Annotated in this window: 15 protein-coding genes; 7 read left to right on the top strand and 8 right to left on the bottom strand. The window is 35.6% G+C overall.

Annotation, left to right across the window (positions count from 1 at the left end; translation table 11 throughout):
* The first annotated feature begins 2 nt into the window (after positions 1-2).
* A complete protein-coding gene (locus AAGF08_RS02370) occupies positions 3-608 on the top strand; it encodes an ACP phosphodiesterase (RefSeq protein ID WP_343509328.1) in 606 nt (201 codons plus the stop codon).
* On the top strand, positions 595-1053 hold the full coding sequence (locus AAGF08_RS02365; protein WP_343509326.1) for a hypothetical protein: 459 nt from the start codon (positions 595-597) through the stop codon (positions 1051-1053). The genes AAGF08_RS02370 and AAGF08_RS02365 overlap by 14 nt, the downstream gene beginning before the upstream one ends.
* Positions 1054-1072: 19 nt before the next feature.
* On the opposite strand, the gene AAGF08_RS02360 is transcribed toward AAGF08_RS02365, so the two are convergent.
* From AAGF08_RS02360 to AAGF08_RS02340, 5 genes are all read right to left on the bottom strand, one after another.
* On the bottom strand, positions 1073-1612 hold the full coding sequence (locus tag AAGF08_RS02360) for an inorganic diphosphatase (RefSeq protein WP_343509325.1): 540 nt from the start codon (positions 1610-1612) through the stop codon (positions 1073-1075).
* Between the two features lie 82 nt (positions 1613-1694).
* A complete protein-coding gene (locus AAGF08_RS02355) occupies positions 1695-2786 on the bottom strand; it encodes a hybrid sensor histidine kinase/response regulator (RefSeq protein WP_343509324.1) in 1092 nt (363 codons plus the stop codon).
* Positions 2776-4857: a 7TM diverse intracellular signaling domain-containing protein gene (locus tag AAGF08_RS02350; protein ID WP_343509323.1), complete on the bottom strand. Its 2082-nt coding sequence runs from the start codon at positions 4855-4857 to the stop codon at positions 2776-2778. The genes AAGF08_RS02355 and AAGF08_RS02350 overlap by 11 nt, the downstream gene beginning before the upstream one ends.
* A 25-nt stretch (positions 4858-4882) precedes the next feature.
* Positions 4883-5593: a hypothetical protein gene (locus AAGF08_RS02345; RefSeq protein WP_343509322.1), complete on the bottom strand. Its 711-nt coding sequence runs from the start codon at positions 5591-5593 to the stop codon at positions 4883-4885.
* Position 5594: 1 nt separating this feature from the next.
* Entirely contained in the window at positions 5595-7862 is a 2268-nt protein-coding gene (locus tag AAGF08_RS02340; RefSeq protein ID WP_343509320.1) for an Rv1355c family protein, read from the bottom strand.
* A 208-nt stretch (positions 7863-8070) separates the two neighbouring features.
* Between AAGF08_RS02340 and AAGF08_RS02335 the strand changes: the two genes are divergently transcribed.
* Positions 8071-8544 carry a response regulator gene (locus AAGF08_RS02335; RefSeq protein WP_343509317.1) on the top strand — a complete coding sequence of 158 codons (474 nt, stop codon included), beginning with the start codon at positions 8071-8073 and terminating at the stop codon, positions 8542-8544.
* Position 8545: 1 nt separating this feature from the next.
* Here the strand turns inward: AAGF08_RS02335 and AAGF08_RS02330 are convergent, their stop codons facing one another.
* The 3 genes from AAGF08_RS02330 to AAGF08_RS02320 are packed head-to-tail and all read right to left on the bottom strand — an operon-like array spanning position 8546 to position 11743.
* Positions 8546-9757 (bottom strand): alanine dehydrogenase, encoded by a 1212-nt coding sequence (locus AAGF08_RS02330; RefSeq protein ID WP_343509316.1) that lies wholly within the window; start codon positions 9755-9757, stop codon positions 8546-8548.
* On the bottom strand, positions 9747-10178 hold the full coding sequence (gene tsaE / locus AAGF08_RS02325; RefSeq protein WP_343509314.1) for a tRNA (adenosine(37)-N6)-threonylcarbamoyltransferase complex ATPase subunit type 1 TsaE: 432 nt from the start codon (positions 10176-10178) through the stop codon (positions 9747-9749). The genes AAGF08_RS02330 and tsaE overlap by 11 nt, the downstream gene beginning before the upstream one ends.
* Before the next feature lie 8 nt (positions 10179-10186).
* Complete coding sequence (locus AAGF08_RS02320) at positions 10187-11743, bottom strand: bifunctional response regulator/alkaline phosphatase family protein (protein WP_343509312.1); 1557 nt, start codon at positions 11741-11743, stop codon at positions 10187-10189.
* Between the two features lie 59 nt (positions 11744-11802).
* On the opposite strand from AAGF08_RS02320, the gene AAGF08_RS02315 reads away from it, so the two are divergent.
* The 4 genes from AAGF08_RS02315 to lpxA are packed head-to-tail and all read left to right on the top strand — an operon-like array spanning position 11803 to position 16284.
* A complete protein-coding gene (locus tag AAGF08_RS02315) occupies positions 11803-13035 on the top strand; it encodes an HD domain-containing protein (protein ID WP_343509311.1) in 1233 nt (410 codons plus the stop codon).
* Between the two features lie 16 nt (positions 13036-13051).
* Positions 13052-14074: a UDP-3-O-(3-hydroxymyristoyl)glucosamine N-acyltransferase gene (lpxD, locus tag AAGF08_RS02310; protein ID WP_343509310.1), complete on the top strand. Its 1023-nt coding sequence runs from the start codon at positions 13052-13054 to the stop codon at positions 14072-14074.
* Positions 14075-14113: 39 nt separating this feature from the next.
* Complete coding sequence (locus AAGF08_RS02305; protein ID WP_343509309.1) at positions 14114-15508, top strand: bifunctional UDP-3-O-[3-hydroxymyristoyl] N-acetylglucosamine deacetylase/3-hydroxyacyl-ACP dehydratase; 1395 nt, start codon at positions 14114-14116, stop codon at positions 15506-15508.
* Positions 15505-16284, top strand: coding sequence for an acyl-ACP--UDP-N-acetylglucosamine O-acyltransferase (gene lpxA / locus AAGF08_RS02300; protein ID WP_343509308.1), 780 nt, complete (start codon positions 15505-15507; stop codon positions 16282-16284). Before AAGF08_RS02305 ends, lpxA begins: the two co-directional genes overlap by 4 nt.

The raw sequence follows: 16284 nt of genomic DNA, 5'->3' as shown, positions 1-16284 counted from the left end.
GGATGAACTATTTGGCCCATGCCTATCTTTCTTTTCATCAAGAGGAAATACTAGTTGGCAATTTCATTGGAGATTTTGTCAAAGGGAAGATGATGGCCAATTTTCCTGAAGGAATCAGTCATGGGATTCAACTGCATAGAGCTATTGACAAATTCACGGACACTCACCCTTTGGTAAGAGCAGGACAAACTTATTTAAGGCCTAAGTTTGGGCATTATTCAACTGTGATCACCGATATTTATTTCGATTATTTTTTGGGTAAAAATTGGAATAGATATTCAAATCAACCATTGGAAACATTTGCTCAGTCAGTATATGATCAAGTTTCAAAATATGAGGCTATCTTCCCGGAAAACTTTGGAAATCTATTTTATTGGATGAAGAAAGATAATTGGCTTTACAACTATTCGACTATAAAGGGAATTCAAATGTCATTAACCGGACTTTCTAAAAGAACGAGGTTTAACTCCAAAATGGAGGAAGCTCATTTGGCACTTTTAGAGAAAGAGGATGAATTTGAAGTTATTTTCTTCGCTTTTTTCGAAGATTTAAGGACTTTTGCAAAGCAAAAATTGAAAGAAATTCAAACACTCCATGATTCTAATTAAACCAAAATTATCTACATATTTTTCACTAGGCATTCTCGTAATTATTTTATTAGCAGGATTAGTATTTATCCTGAGAGATTTTGCTTATGTCGGAAGTTTTGGAATTTGGTTTTATCTGATTGCTGCGCCACTGCTTACTCTGGTGATCTTGATGATCCTCATAAAACTTTTGGCAGGCTATCGGTTTATTGCTGCCGGTAAAGATCAAATCGTGGTAAAACTTCCCATAAGAGGCTATGAAAAAACATATCCTGTTAACCAAATTTTAGCCTGGGAAGAAGAAACTATTTTGGCCAATAAAAAAGAATTCAAGCAGCTTACGATAGCTTTCTCAGATAAGCAATCAATCTCTATCTCAAATCACGAACATGAGTCTTACAACCAATTGGTGAAATATCTCCTGAAGAAAGCTGCAAAGCAACAGGTGAAAAAGAAAAAAGCCTGATATCAATCAGGCTTAGAATTTATCTTTGGTTTCTAAAATGCTTATCATAAAGCGCAATGCTTTCCTGGATGATCCTCAAAGCATCTTCCTTACCGAGGAAATCCTCGACTTTTACTTCTTTATTTTCGAGTTTTTTATAATCCTCAAAAAACCGGTGAACCTCCTTCATTAAATGCGGAGGAAGATCGTCAATATCATTGATATAATTTACGGATTGATCTCCTGCAGCTACTGCAATGATTTTATCATCCGCTTCACCTCCGTCAGTCATTCTCATAACACCGATTACTTTTGCCTCCACCAAACACATGGAAGGAATATCAATCTGGGAAATGATAAGAATATCAAGAGGATCATGATCCTCGCAATACGTCTGGGGAATAAATCCATAATTTGCAGGATAATGAACTGCTGAAAATAGCACTCGATCCAGCATTAGCATGCCTGATTTTTTGTGAAGCTCATATTTCCCTTTACTTCCTTTAGGGATTTCAATTACACCCATTACAACTTCAGGGGCATTTTTTCCGATATTGACGTCGTGCCAAGGATTAATCATATTTTTTGTATTAGTTAATAAAAAGTGAGACTTCGCTCTAATCCAATGCAAAGATACATTTTACGTTCGAAATGACAGTTCTTCAACCTTTTTTCATATCAGGTAGCGTTACAGTAATCTTTGTACCTTCATCAAGAGCTGACTCTAAATTGATGGATCCTCCCATTTGTTCTACTGCTTCTTTGACCATATAAAGCCCCAGCCCTACTCCAACATTTTTTTGTGTAGCACGGGTAAATAGATTGAATACATCCGGATGATGCTTGGGATCTATTCCTATACCATTGTCTTCCACAGAAATGACCACACTATCCTCTAAAACATCTACTGTCAAACTGATGTTTCTTGGTCCGGGTTCAGGTTTTTGAAATTGAACAGAATTACTAAAAAGGTTATTTAAAATTACTCTGATTTTTGCATCGTCAGAGTAGAAATCCTTTTCCTGATTTACTTGAACATCCAAATGGAAATTCGATAAGTCGAATTTTGAATGATAGGCTTCCATTTGTTGTTTGACGATTTCCTTAAAATTAACAGAAGTTACTTTATGATCAATTTTCGTAGATCTATAAAAATCAAGCATTTTATAAATGTAGTCATCCAGCTTTACTGTTGCTGAATCAATCATATCGAAGTATTCTCTGGTTTGAGAGTCTTCAATTTCAAGTTTTGCCAATTTAGAAATGCCAGAAATACTCATCAATGGACCTCTAAGTTCATGTGAAAGACTATATACAAATTGATTCATTTCAGAATGAAGTTTCTTCAATTTGATATTTTTCTCTTTCAATTCCATTCTCATGAAATAGATGTCGGCTGCATTCTTAATGGAGTTTTTTATCTGTTCAATATTCCAGGGTTTATCTATAAATCTATAAACCTCCCCTTTATTTATTGCGTCAATTACGCTGGAAATATCAGAGTAGCCAGTAAGTAAAATTCGAATTGGGTCAGGGTTTATTTTGACCATCTTCTCAAAAAATTCAGTACCTGTCATTCCAGGCATTCTTTGATCTGCAATGACTACATGAATTTCTTCTTCTTGCGCAATCCTGAGGCCTTCTTCAGCGTCAATAGCTGTAAAAATTTTAAAATCTTTTCTTAAAGTAGCTCTAAATGATTTAAGGTTATTATCCTCATCATCTATGTAAAGTACGTGAATTTTATGACTCATATTTCTGGGTACTTTGATGAACAGGAAGCGTTATTTTAAAAGTAGTACCCTGTCCTTGCTGGGTATTTACTTCCAGACTTCCTTTATGGTTTTCAATTATAGAATAAACAATGGAGAGGCCTAAACCAGTCCCCTTTCCTACAGCCTTTGTTGTAAAGAATGGTTCGAATATACGTTGTTTTACGCTCTCTGGCATTCCCGGGCCGTTATCTTCAATCTCTATAGTGACGGTTTCGTCTAAATGTGCCTGAGTTCGGATAGTTATATGAGGGTCTTTTATACCATCAATATTATCAGAAAGCGCATGAACTGCATTATTGATAATATTCATAAAAACTTGATTTATTTTACCAGCCAGACATTCTACAAGTGGCAATTCTCCAAACTCCCGAACAATCCTTATTTTACCTGGCATGGTGCTGTTAAGAAGAATTATAGTACTATTAATTCCGTCATGAAGGTCAACTTTTTTAAGATCTTGTTCATCCACTCTTGAGAAAATCCTAAGACCTTTAACAATTTCAACAGTCCTTCTGGCCCCATCTTCCATTCCTTTTAAAAGTTGATCCACCTCATCCAAAACATAATCAAGCTCTAGGTCCTCTTCTAGATTTTTTGCTTTCTTAATTGAAGATTCAGAAAATTCCTTTCTACCTGTGTCTCGATAAAATTCTATCACTTCCATGATGTCTTTAATATCCCTTTTTAATGGGGTAATATTGGAACTTACAAAGTTGATCGGGTTATTTATTTCATGTGCAATACCGGCTGTCAATTGACCCAAAGAAGCCATTTTCTCTTGATTAACCAATTGACTTTGAGTGTTTTGAAGGTTTCTTAATGCATTTTCCAACTCATCAGTTCTAAGCTTCACCTTCTCTTCCAAAATCGTATTTTGTTCTCGTACTAAGATTTCATTCTCCTTAGAAATCTCTAGTCTTTCTGCTTGTTCTCGTTCTTTATCTTTTTTCAGAATATTGATTCGATCAGCAAGTGCAAATGAAAGTAAAACAACTTCCAAAGCTGAGCCAATTGGCATAATATAAGCCGTCAAATTGTTGATTGGAATGATCCCCATTTCGCTGAAAACAAATAAAAATATTCCTATCATAAAGATTGACCAAGCAAGTAAATAATATCGAGCAGGTCTAAAACCTTTTCTCAAAATCATCACAGCTGTAAACAACACAAAGAGAACAACGATAGATTGAGTAACTAGTAATACCTGATAACTTAACGTGATAGAAATTAAAACAGCGTTTATCAAAATGAAAGCATAAACACCATAGATCACAAAAAAACCTTTATCCAACTTTGGAACGATACTTTTGGATAAAAGGAAAATTCTTAGAAACCAAATTCCAACTATACTCACGGCTGATGAAAAAATAACGATAGATCGTTGGTTCATCCAGTCCCATTCAGGCCATATGATACCTTGTGTGTATCCAAGTATAGAAGCCTGTGCAAACCATACCAACAAGGTATGAAGCACATAGATAAAGTAAACTTTATCTTTTACAGAGAAATAAAGAAATAGATTATAAAAAAACAGTCCAATAAAAACACCTGTTAAAAGACCAAAAAGGAGGTCTTCAAAATTCAATATGTCTTGTAGGCTATCTTTTGAGGAAATATATCCAGTAAAAATCTTTTTGTCTACATTTTCAATTTTGAATAAATAAAAATCAGCGTTTACCTCTTCTTCCGAAAAATCAAAAACTATTTTTTGTGAAACGTACTCTCTTTCATCAATACCTATTAAACGGCCATTCAAATGTTCTTTAATTATTTTTCCATCCTTGATGGAATATAATTTGACAATATCGATAGAAGTGGAGTTTAAGGAAAATATAGGGTCTTCAAATTGATCTAAGTCTGGCAACTCGACTTTTACCCATACTGAACTATTACTGATCCCAAAATTGAATGTATTACAGTTATTGGGAATAAAGGAATTTGAAGTCAATATTTCATTGACAGCAATATCATTATCGACCATCAAATACGAAAAACACTCTACTTTAATTATGTCGTCTTCTTCTGCATACGCCCCGGCGAACGCCGTCAAGAAGAAAAAGCAAAAAACAAAAACCCTAAATATCATTTCTCCAATTATTATTCTTTACTAACAAATCATAGCTTACTTCAAATTCTCCTTTAGCTCCCATTTCAATTTTTTTGAATTGGACATTGTTTCTTAGTTCAAAAATCTTATCTCTTTCAGAGGTGTCAGCTAAAGGTAAATTCTCCGGATCTTTCATCACAATTGATGTTGCGACAAGATCCAATTTGGGATAAAAGAAAGTTCCAGAATTTCCAATACCCGTTTCTATTTCAAAACCTTTTTGTAAAGATGGCTTCAGGGTATACTCCGCCACTAAGGCGAGCAAAGAACCCAGTTTTAACTGAGTAGCAATCGCAATTCCTGCCCGAATAAGCAATACTGCACCAATTCCATAGCCTGAAATGGATTTAGAATTCCAAAGCCCCGAAACTTCTCCTGTACCAAAAGAAGAATACTCTTTTACTAAATCAAAAATTTTATGATCCACCTGAGAGACGGCCTGTTCCATAGGTAAAGGATAATCCGGGTGTGCGATATGAATCCTTAATCCGCTGACAACTTCTCCAGTATCCGCCTTTTCTACTGTTACAACGTAAACAAAGGGATTCTTAACCCAATCATTATTTGCAGAGGTAACTTTGGTTACTCCATATTGTCGCAATACATCAGAGTGCCCTTGAACGAATTTTTGACATCGTTCTGGTTCGTCAATGGCCCTAAATGCTTTAAAATTGAACATCTCAGATAATGATCAAAGTGTCTGAAAGATTTCTTCTGTAAGACTTTACAGAAGGCTCACCCGCTTTATTGATCCTAAACATAAAAATTTCTTTCTGTTCCTTTTCCTTATTAAAAATATTAGTGAATGAATTTTTTAGATTTATAATCTCTTGCTCCTCTATTTCTGTAAACCCTGTCTCCTTTTCATTTAATATTCTATGAAAAATAAATAACATCGCAGTTACTGGTTGAACACTTAATCCCAGCATATTAGCTTTAATCCATAGCCTTTGTAAAACGATCCCTACATTGAGAATTGAAATTGGTGAATAATCCTTAGTTTTCAATAAAATTATTCCGGAAGCTGAGGTAATTGTGTCTTTTGAAATTTTAGTCAAACCGTAGCCCATCAAATATTTTCGGAAAAATTTAATAGTTCTTGGGTCTCTAAGTAATCCCATAGCCGCTTTCTCTGTTCCTGAAAGCTCTAGTGTTGCTATATCTATTCCGTCCTTTTTATCTATAGCCTCTTTTTCAGTCCACCTAACTTCGTTAACAAAATCTACTAATCCCTGATCATGGAAAAATCTGAGTCTATCCATCCCACCCACTATTTTAGCCAGCTCTTCTAAATCATTCTCTTGGTCAGTCCACTCTAAGAAGACGTGGTCTTCTTTTGACACTTCCAAAAGCGAATTTAGCTCATCTTGACTAAGTAAGTATCTTTTCCTATTTTTTCTGTTAGTGCACCGTAAACCTATCCCCTCAACTAATTCAGCATATTTAATTTTTAAGGGCTTTGGTTGTTTAGTCAAAAATCTAATACTAGCTATTAAATCAGAATCAAACGCTTTTATCTGATAGATCACCTCTATATCAATTCCCATTTTTCCAGATTGAAGCCTTAGATTTTCTATAGCTGCCCCAAAAGCTATCAAGCTACCAGTCCCTTTGTAATCCAACATGGAATGACTTCTTATCTTATCATGAAATAAATGTAAGACACCCTTTCTATCAAAGACCCATACCCATGGTTGAATATTCCCTCCTGAGGGAGCCCAATTAGCTTTATCAATCAAAGTTTCAAGCTCGGAACGAGAGATTTGATACGCAGACTGAAGTACATCAGAAGGAATGGAATATTGAAAATCTGATATACCAGGGATTACAGGAGAGTCAATTTTAATTTCCTCGGAGTCACTTAACTTAAATAAGTTATCAAAATCAACATAATACCTTCCTGATTTAATGTCATCCCCAAGAAGAAATTTGCGAGCTGCATGAGCTACTGAAGCTCCACCTAGAAATACGCCAGATGCCAATTGGGGCCAGCTAGTTATAGTTTGTCCAATCTCCAACAAAGAAACTTTCATTCTAGCTGAAAGCGTCTCTAGTCCAGTTATTTTCAATACAATAGATACTTTTTCAGTACTACTAAGATTCTTTAAAGAATCTAAATCAACTCCTTTAAGTAATCCATGAAAAAGTTCTCTTTTTGGTTCCTGATCAAATCGCTCCACATCTAACATTCCTTTGTCAGAGGTGTCCATCATTACAGTTAGTCTATGTTCTTTTGCTTTTTCTCGAAGTAAGACTTTGATATCCAAACTATCACACTCATCAATTAACAAATCCATTTTACCTCCTTCCAAAATGAATTCATCAACATTTTCTGCCGTGATCCCTTCCCGATATACCTTTACCTTCAAGTAAGGATCAATTTCTGCGATTTCCCTTGCTGCTATAATTACTTTTTCTAAACCTAAGCTTGTTACTCCAGCTTTTAACCTATTAAGGTTACTTAGTTCTAGGGTATCAAAATCCGCTAATCTAATTTCACCGTAACCTCTCTCTAAAGTCATGGCTAATGCTATACTTTGACCAACAGAAAGTCCAACAATACCCACTATCTTTTCACCTAGTATTTTTTGTTCAATAGGTGTAATTTTAAAATTATTTCTTACTGTTCTTATTTTTATAAATTCTTCCCCTGATAGAATGTGTACCAGGGTATTTTTCCATGGGAAATAAACCCAATTACCATACTTCTCTTTATCCGTATTATTAAAAAAATTAGTTACGAGATTGTTTAATTCTTTTGGAGGTATTGTTCTAGTGGGATTTTCCGATTTTATCAAATCGGCAACTTGACTTTCTATTTGATCAGAGACCAAAACAAACTCATATCCTTTTAATTCTTTTAATCTTGAATAATCTAATTCTTTAGTAGGATTAAGAATTTCCGGTCTATACTGAGCATTTTGATCAGTAGAAAATTTAGATGACATTTGTTGAATATGAGGGTGAATGGCTGGGTAAAGATAATTTATTACGCTTTATGTCAAATACATTCGTTGGCATAATAGATTAAAAACTTAAAAACTAATTCAAAGAGCGCTCTTTTAACTTAATTATCCTTCTAATTAGATTTGTTTTTTAACTGGAAATAAGATTATTTGTAGTAAGGAAATAACCTATCGAAAGATTGAAGATCGAATGGAAACGGAAAGGGAAGAAAAAATAAAAATTCTATATGTTGATGATGAGGAAAATAACCTTCAGGCATTCAAAGCTACATTTCGTAGAGATTATAAAATTTTTCTTGCTATTTCGGCAAATGAGGCACGAGAATTATTAAAAAACGAGGAAGTCGACATAATAATTACAGACCAAAGAATGCCTCAAGAAACGGGTGTTGAATTTTTGGAAAGTATAATTCCAATTTACCCTAAACCAATCCGACTCTTATTAACTGGATATACTGATATACAGGCCGTTATTGATGCAATTAACAAAGGTCAAGTTTATCATTACCTCACAAAACCTTGGGAAGAAGATTACCTAAGAACCGTAATTAAAAATGCTTTTGAAATTTATATGTTAAGAAGAGAAAACGAGAAATTAACCGAGGCTCTTCTAAAAGCAAACGAGCAGTTAGAATTTTTGCTTCGTCAAAACCTCCTTTCTTAAATTAATATCTGGCAGCTAGTAATAGTTGAAGTTCTTTATGAGAAAGTCCAAATTTCCTACCTAAATAAGCATTGGTCAGACTACCCCTATACGTATAAACACCACGTAGAAACCACTTATAATTAAATATCATCTCCTCAGCTCCACCTAGATCGGCAGTCTGTAGAATAATCGGTGTAAAAATATTGCTTAAGGAGTAAGAAGCGGTTCGAGCAACTCTGGAAGCAATATTCGGAACGCAGTAGTGGATGATATCATGAACTCTATAGACAGGTTCATCATGACTGGTTACTCTTGAAGTTTCAATACATCCACCTTGATCAATTCCCACATCAATGACAATGCTGCCATGCATCATATTGGCAACCATTTCCTCACTTACTACAATTTTATTCCTTCCTTTTTCAGCTCTTAAAGCTCCAATCACTACATCAGCCTCAGCCATTGCTTGGCTTAAGCTAAAATTATCGATGGTAGAAGTATAAACTTGTTGACCTAATAATTGCTTGATCCTTCTTAATTTATAAATATGATTATCAAAAACTTTGATATTAGCTCCAAGACCCAACGCTGTTCTGGCTGCATATTCCGCAACAGTACCAGCTCCAATGATAACTACTTGAGTAGGTGGGACACCGGTAACACCTCCCATTATTAATCCCTTACCATCATTTACACTGGATAAGTATTCAGCTGCTATTTGCATACAAGTACTTCCCGCTATTTCAGACATAGCCCTTACTACAGGCATGCCTCCTACTTTATCTTCTAAATACTCAAAGGCAACAGCAGTAATTTTTTTAGCATTTAGCGCCTCAATAAATTCTTTACTTTGCCTCCCAAGTTGAAGCGCTGATATCAAACAACTTCCTTGAGTCATTTCAGCCACCTCCTCTATAGTGGGAGAATCAATTTTTAAAACTATATCCGAAGCAAATGCTTCTTTTCTAGAATAGACGACTTTGGCCCCGGCATCAGAATAATCCTGATCAGAAAACTTTGCATGTAGGCCGGCTCCTGTCTCAAGAATTACAGAAAGTCCATAATTAGACAAAATCCCCACAGCTTCAGGAGTCAACACGACCCTCTTTTCTTGGGATGATATCTCTTTTGGAATTCCGACCGTGATGGATTTTGAATCCTTCCTGATTTTTGATGGAGATTCTTTAGGTATTAAACCTACTGCGGATAATTCACTTAGTTCAGCTGACATCATCTATATGTTGAAGCGTGAGATTTCTTTCTGTTTCTGAAAGAATTTCTATTTTAATAAGAAAATATTGATCTGGAAGAAATTCAGCTATTTTTTCGGCCCATTCCAGCCAACAATAATTTTTACTATAAAAATAATCTTCTATCCCAATATCCAAAGCTTCTGTAGGATCATCTAGCCGATAAAAGTCAAAATGATAAAATTTCTCTCCTGATTTACTTTCATATTCATTAACTATTCCAAAAGTAGGGCTACTCACTTGATCTTGGATTTCAAAAAGTTTCGCCAAAGCTTTTATCAAAGTGGTTTTACCTGCTCCCATCTCTCCTTTAAAAACCCAGATTTTTTCGGAATTTGCTACTTCAACTATCTTCTTAGCGGCAGTTGAAATAGCATCTATCCTATATGAATACTCAATCAATGTTCCGATTATTTTGGTGATAAATGAACAATTGGAATGATCATTTCTTCCAGAGAAACTCCACCATGCTGAAAAGTATCTCTGTAGAAGTTTACATAATAATTGTAATTATTGGGGTAGGCGAAGAAATAATCTTCAACGGCAAATACATAACTTGATGAAACATTCAACCTAGGCAGTTTTGCATCTTCCGGCCTTTTTATTTCAAACACTTTCCCTCCTTCAAAATTAAGGTTTTTACCTTGCTTATACCTTAAGTTAGTTGTTACATTTTTATCACCAATAATCCTGTAGGGTCGATTCACTCGTTTAGTCCCATGGTCTGTTGTCACAATCACATCAGCACCAGCTTGATAGATCTTTTTGAACAAATCAAATAAAGAAGAATGTTCAAACCAACTTTTTGTAATAGACCTATAAGCTGATTCATCCGGAGCTAGCTCACGAATCATTTTCATATCAGTCCTGGCATGTGACATCATATCCACAAAATTATACACCAAAATATTCAGATCATTTTGAAGTAGTTCATGGAAGTGTTCTACTGCCGCTTTACCCTGATTTGTCTGTAAAATCTTTTGATAAGATGATTTAATTGAAAGTCTGTTTTTATCAAGGTTTATTTTCAACCAATCTTCTTCAAAATTATTTTTCCCCTCATCAGAATCCTCATCCTCCCATAATTTAGGATAGAATCTTGCCATATCTAAAGGCATCATTCCACTAAACAATGCATTTCTTGCAAATGCGGTGGTAGTTGGTAAAATACTATAATATGTATCCTTTTCCTCTACATTGAAATAGGTAGATAAAATGGGCTCAATATCTTCCCACTGATCATATCTTAAGTTATCGATGACAATCAAAAATAAAGGTTTCCCGGTTTGGACTTTAGGAAAAACTTTCTGCTTCAAAACTTGATGGGAAAGCAATGGTTTTTCTTTGTTTTGCTCTTCCATCCAGTCTATGTAATTTTCTTTAATAAATCTGGCAAAGGAGGCATTTGCTTCTATTTTTTGGGTTTCCAAAACCTCAATCATGCTTTTATTTTCGGTAGAATCAATCTGCATTTCCCAATAAATTAGCTTTTTATATATATCAGCCCAGTCCTGATGATCCTCGGCATCTCCAAAAGCCATGCTGATTTTCATAAATTCTTGCTGATAACTTAAAGTCGTTTTCTCATCGATCAGCTGCTTGTTTTGCAAAAGTTTTTTTACAGAAAGCAAGATTTGATTGGGATTTAATGGTTTGATCAGATAATCAGCTATTTTTCCTCCTATAGCATCATTCATGATATGCTCTTCCTCCGACTTGGTAATCATTACCACTGGTATTTGAGGCTTTAAAATCTTGATTTGTTGTAATGTTTCAAGCCCTGTCATTCCAGGCATCATTTCATCTAAAAAAATCACATCAAAATTTTGACCTTCCACTTCTTCGATGGCATCTACTCCAGAATTTACGGTAGTAATCTGATACCCTTTCTGTTCTAGGAAAAGAATATGTGGTTTAAGCAGGTCGATTTCATCATCTGCCCACAGAATATTGAATTTTTGAGACATTTCAGGTTCCGTTTCTTTTAAAATTATAATTACTTTTGAGTCAATCAAATTCGGCCCAATTGAAAAGCCAAAAGATTTTAAACGACCCGGTCTATGGATTTATCACGATCCCAAGCGAGTTGATTTTTACCATCATTGATCACCCTTATTTCCAGAGGTTACGGAGAATAAAACAGCTAGGTTTGACAGACTTTGTCTACCCCGGAGCTCTTCATACTCGATTCCATCATGCTTTAGGTGCGATGCATTTGATGAGTATTACGCTGGATAATCTACGCATAAAAGGAACAGAAATCTCCAATAAAGAATATGAAGCTGCTCTTATTGCTATTTTACTGCATGATATAGGTCATGGCCCTTTTTCACATGCCTTAGAATATAGCCTGCTTAAAAGCGTCCCACATGAGGATTTATCACTTTTAACCATTGAGCTTTTCAACAAAGAACTCAATGGAAAGCTCGATTTAGTTTTAAGAATATTTAAGAATACATACGAAAGAAAGTTCTTTCACCAGCTTGTTTCCAGCCAGTTGGATATTGATAGATTAGACTACCTTCAAAGGGATTGCTTCTTTACAGGAGTCTCTGAAGGAACAATAGGTGCTGACAGAATCATCAAAATGATGGATGTTAAAAATGATCAAGTTGTTATTGAAGAAAAAGGGATCTATTCTATTGAAAACTTCCTAAGTGCAAGGAGATTGATGTATTGGCAGGTTTATCTACATAAAACCACTGTCAGTGCCGAGAAAATGCTCATCAAGCTGATAGAACGAGCCAAAATGCTTCGCAAAAGCGGGACAAGGTTTACGATAACCGATGAGTTTGATTTCTTTTTACAAAATGAAAACACTATTTATGATTTTCAGCAAAATCCTGAGATTCTAAAATTATTTTTAGAAATGGATGATTTGGATATCTGGGGAGCAATAAAGCTATGGAAGAAACATCCCGATTATGTATTAAGAAATATTTCCAACATGTTTTTGACCAGAAACCTTTTTAAAATAGCATTAACAAATGAGCAGCCAAGCCTAGAGGAGATCGATGAATTGAAAACAAAAACAATTTCGAAACTTGGGATTCCTGAAGAGGATATCACTTATTTCTTTTCTCACGGGGCAGTAAGCAACTACGGGTATTTGGCAAAAGACAGGATTAATATCCTTACTAAAAAGGGAAAAGTAATTGATGTGGCACAAGCTGCGGATTTGCCGAATATCAAGGTAATGAGCAAAATAGTGGAGAAACACTATATATGTAAAGCCAAAAGTTTAAATTTAAATTTCTAATACGTCCAACCAGCATATGGAATTTACTTTAGGCCAAGTAGCCGCAATCCTTCAAGGAAAAGTAGAAGGAGATGAAAAACAAAAAGTATACAGACTTGATAAAATTCAAGAAGGGAAATCTGGTGGAATCAGTTTTCTCTCCAATGAAAAATATCAAGCGTTTATCTATGAGACAAAAGCGACTGCAGTAATAGTTTCTGAAAATTTTATTCCAACAAAGGCAGTAAATACAACATTGATAAGAGTAAAGGACGCATATTCCGGATTCTCTACACTGTTGGAGTATTATAACCAATTCACAAAATCTAGCATGGTTGGAGTGCAAGAGCCAAGTTTTATGGATATTTCCAGCGAAATGGGGAAGGACGGCTTTAGAGGTATTTATTCACATATTGGAAAGGAATGTGTAATAGGAGATAATGTAAAGATTCATCCTCAGGTGTATATTGGAGACCGAGTAACTATAGGAAGTAACACTATTATTCATCCAGGTGCAAAAATTTGTTCCGACACGTCAATTGGCTCTAATTGTGAAATACATCCCGGGGCTACAATTGGTTCTGATGGCTTTGGGTTTGCACCACAATCAGATGGAAGCTATAAACCAATCCCCCAAATCGGAAATGTTATTATTGAAGATCACGTCAGCGTAGGAGCAAATACCACAATCGACTGTGCAACGATGGGGTCGACTATTATTAAAAAAGGGGTGAAAATCGATAATCTGGTTCAAATCGCCCATAATGTAACAATTGGTGAAAATACAGTAATCGCTTCCCAAACTGGAATTTCTGGTTCAACTGAAATTGGAAAAAATTGTATCATTGCTGGTCAAGTAGGAATAAGCGGTCATCTGAAAATCGCTGATAAAACCACAATTGGAGCAAAAACAGGCATAAGTAAATCAGTAAAAAATACTGGTCAAACTATTTTTGGTTACATAGGAATTGAGATGAAAAACTTCCTGAAATCATATTCCATTTTCAAAAATTTAGACGACCTGGAAAACCGTTTGAGAGAACTGGAAAAAAAGCCGTAAATTTGCACCCTTAATCATCCTGAAAGTTTAAAATATCAGATGAAGGTAAAACAACATACCATCAAAAAGCAGGTAGAACTATCTGGAGTAGGTCTTCATACAGGAGTAATTTCCAATATGACGTTCCTACCTGCACCTCCTAACCATGGAATTAAATTTCAACGCGTTGATCTCGAAGGAAGGCCTACCGTTGATGCGGACTGTGATCTAGTAGTAGACGTTTCCAGGGGAACAACATTAGAACAAAATGGAGCCCGAGTGTATACAGTTGAACATGTTTTGGCTGCCTTAGTCGGGATGGAAATAGACAATGTATTGATTCAACTTGATGGACCCGAGCCCCCCATAATGGATGGCTCTTCTATACAATTTATAGATGTCCTACAAGATGCAGGTCTTGAGGAACAAAACGCCTTAAGAAGATTTTTTGAGGTGGAAGAGAGTATCCAGTATAAAGACTCTTCCAGAGAAGTAGAAATGGTTGCTTTGCCTACTGATAATTATAGAGTAACCGTAATGGTAGATTATAATTCTCCTGTTTTGGGTAGCCAGCATGCATCTATTACAGATATCAGCCAATTCATTCCTGAAATAGCTTCATGTAGAACATTTTGTTTTCTTCATGAATTAGAAATGCTATATAATTCAAATCTAATAAAAGGGGGAGATTTGAATAATGCAATTGTGGTTGTAGATCGTGTTGTTGAAGACAAAGAGCTGGTCAGTCTGGCTAAAATGTTTAATAAACAAAAGGTAGAAGTAAAGAAAGAAGGTATCTTAAACAATGTGGATCTTCGGTATAGAAATGAACCAGCGAGACACAAACTATTGGATGTGGTCGGCGATTTAGCATTAGTAGGTAGACCTTTAAAAGCTCAGATTTTGGCAGCAAGACCTGGACATGCAGCCAACGTTGCTTTTGCAAAGAAATTAAAACGAGCTATGGAAAAGGCAAGTTCAAGTCATATCCCTCATTATGACCCGAAGCTACCTCCGGTAATGGATATCAACCAGATCAGTAATATTTTACCTCATAGATATCCATTTCAACTCTTAGACAAAATCATATACCTAGATGAGACTGTAGTAGCAGGAGTGAAAAATGTAACAATCAATGAACCATTTTTCATGGGGCATTTCCCTGGAAATCCCGTAATGCCTGGCGTTATGCAAGTAGAAGCTATGGCTCAAACTGGAGGTATTTTAGTTTTGAGTACAGTGGAAGACCCGGAGAATTATTGGACTTATTTCTTAGGAATTGAAAATTGTAAGTTTAGAAAAATGGTACTACCAGGGGACACCCTAATTTTTAAATGTGAACTATTGGCTCCAATAAGAAGAGGCATAGCTAAAATGCGTGGTGAAGCATATGTTGGAAACACGTTAGTCTGTGAAGCAGTTATGACAGCCAGCATAACCCGTAAAGAATCATGATCAGCCCAATGGCCCATGTAGACCCAAAAGCAAAGTTGGGAAAAAATGTCCATGTAGATCCTTTTACAATGATCCATGAGAATGTGGTCATTGGAGATAATTCATGGATCGGTCCTAATGTAACTATCTTTCCGGGAGCCATAATCGGAAAGAATTGTAAAATATTCCCAGGTTCTGTAATTGCTGGAATTCCTCAAGACTTGAAATTCCAAGGTGAAGACTCCACAGTGATGATTGGAGATAATACTACCATTCGTGAGTGTGTCACAGTAAGCCGAGGCACGGTTGACAAACAAACTACCGTCATTGGAAGCGATTGTTTATTAATGGCTTATGTTCATGTGGCGCATGATTGTGTGTTAGGAAGTCATGTTATAATAGCAAATTCTGTTCAGATAGCTGGCCATGTTTCCATTGATGATTGGGCTATTATTGGGGGATCAAGCGCAATACATCAATTTGTGAAAATAGGGATGCATTCCATGGTTTCAGGTGGATCTTTGGTAAGAAAAGATGTTCCCCCCTTCACAAAAGCTGCAAGAGAGCCTCTTTCATACGCAGGCGTTAACTCTTTAGGGTTAAGAAGAAGAGGTTTTTCCAGTGAGTCAATTGGCCATATTCAAGAAGTCTATAGATATTTATTCCTCAATAGCATGAATAATAGTCGTGCTTTGGAAGAAATTGAAATAAACCTACCAGCTACTAAAGAAAGAGATGAAATATTAAATTTCATCAGATCATCTGAGCGAGGTGTAATGAAAGGCTATATCAATTAA

The organism is Algoriphagus sp. SE2, from assembly GCF_039563885.1.
Classification (GTDB): Bacteria; Bacteroidota; Bacteroidia; order Cytophagales; family Cyclobacteriaceae; genus Algoriphagus.
The sequence above is the reverse complement of the archived record's forward strand: the minus strand, read 5'-3'. Positions and strand labels throughout refer to the sequence as shown.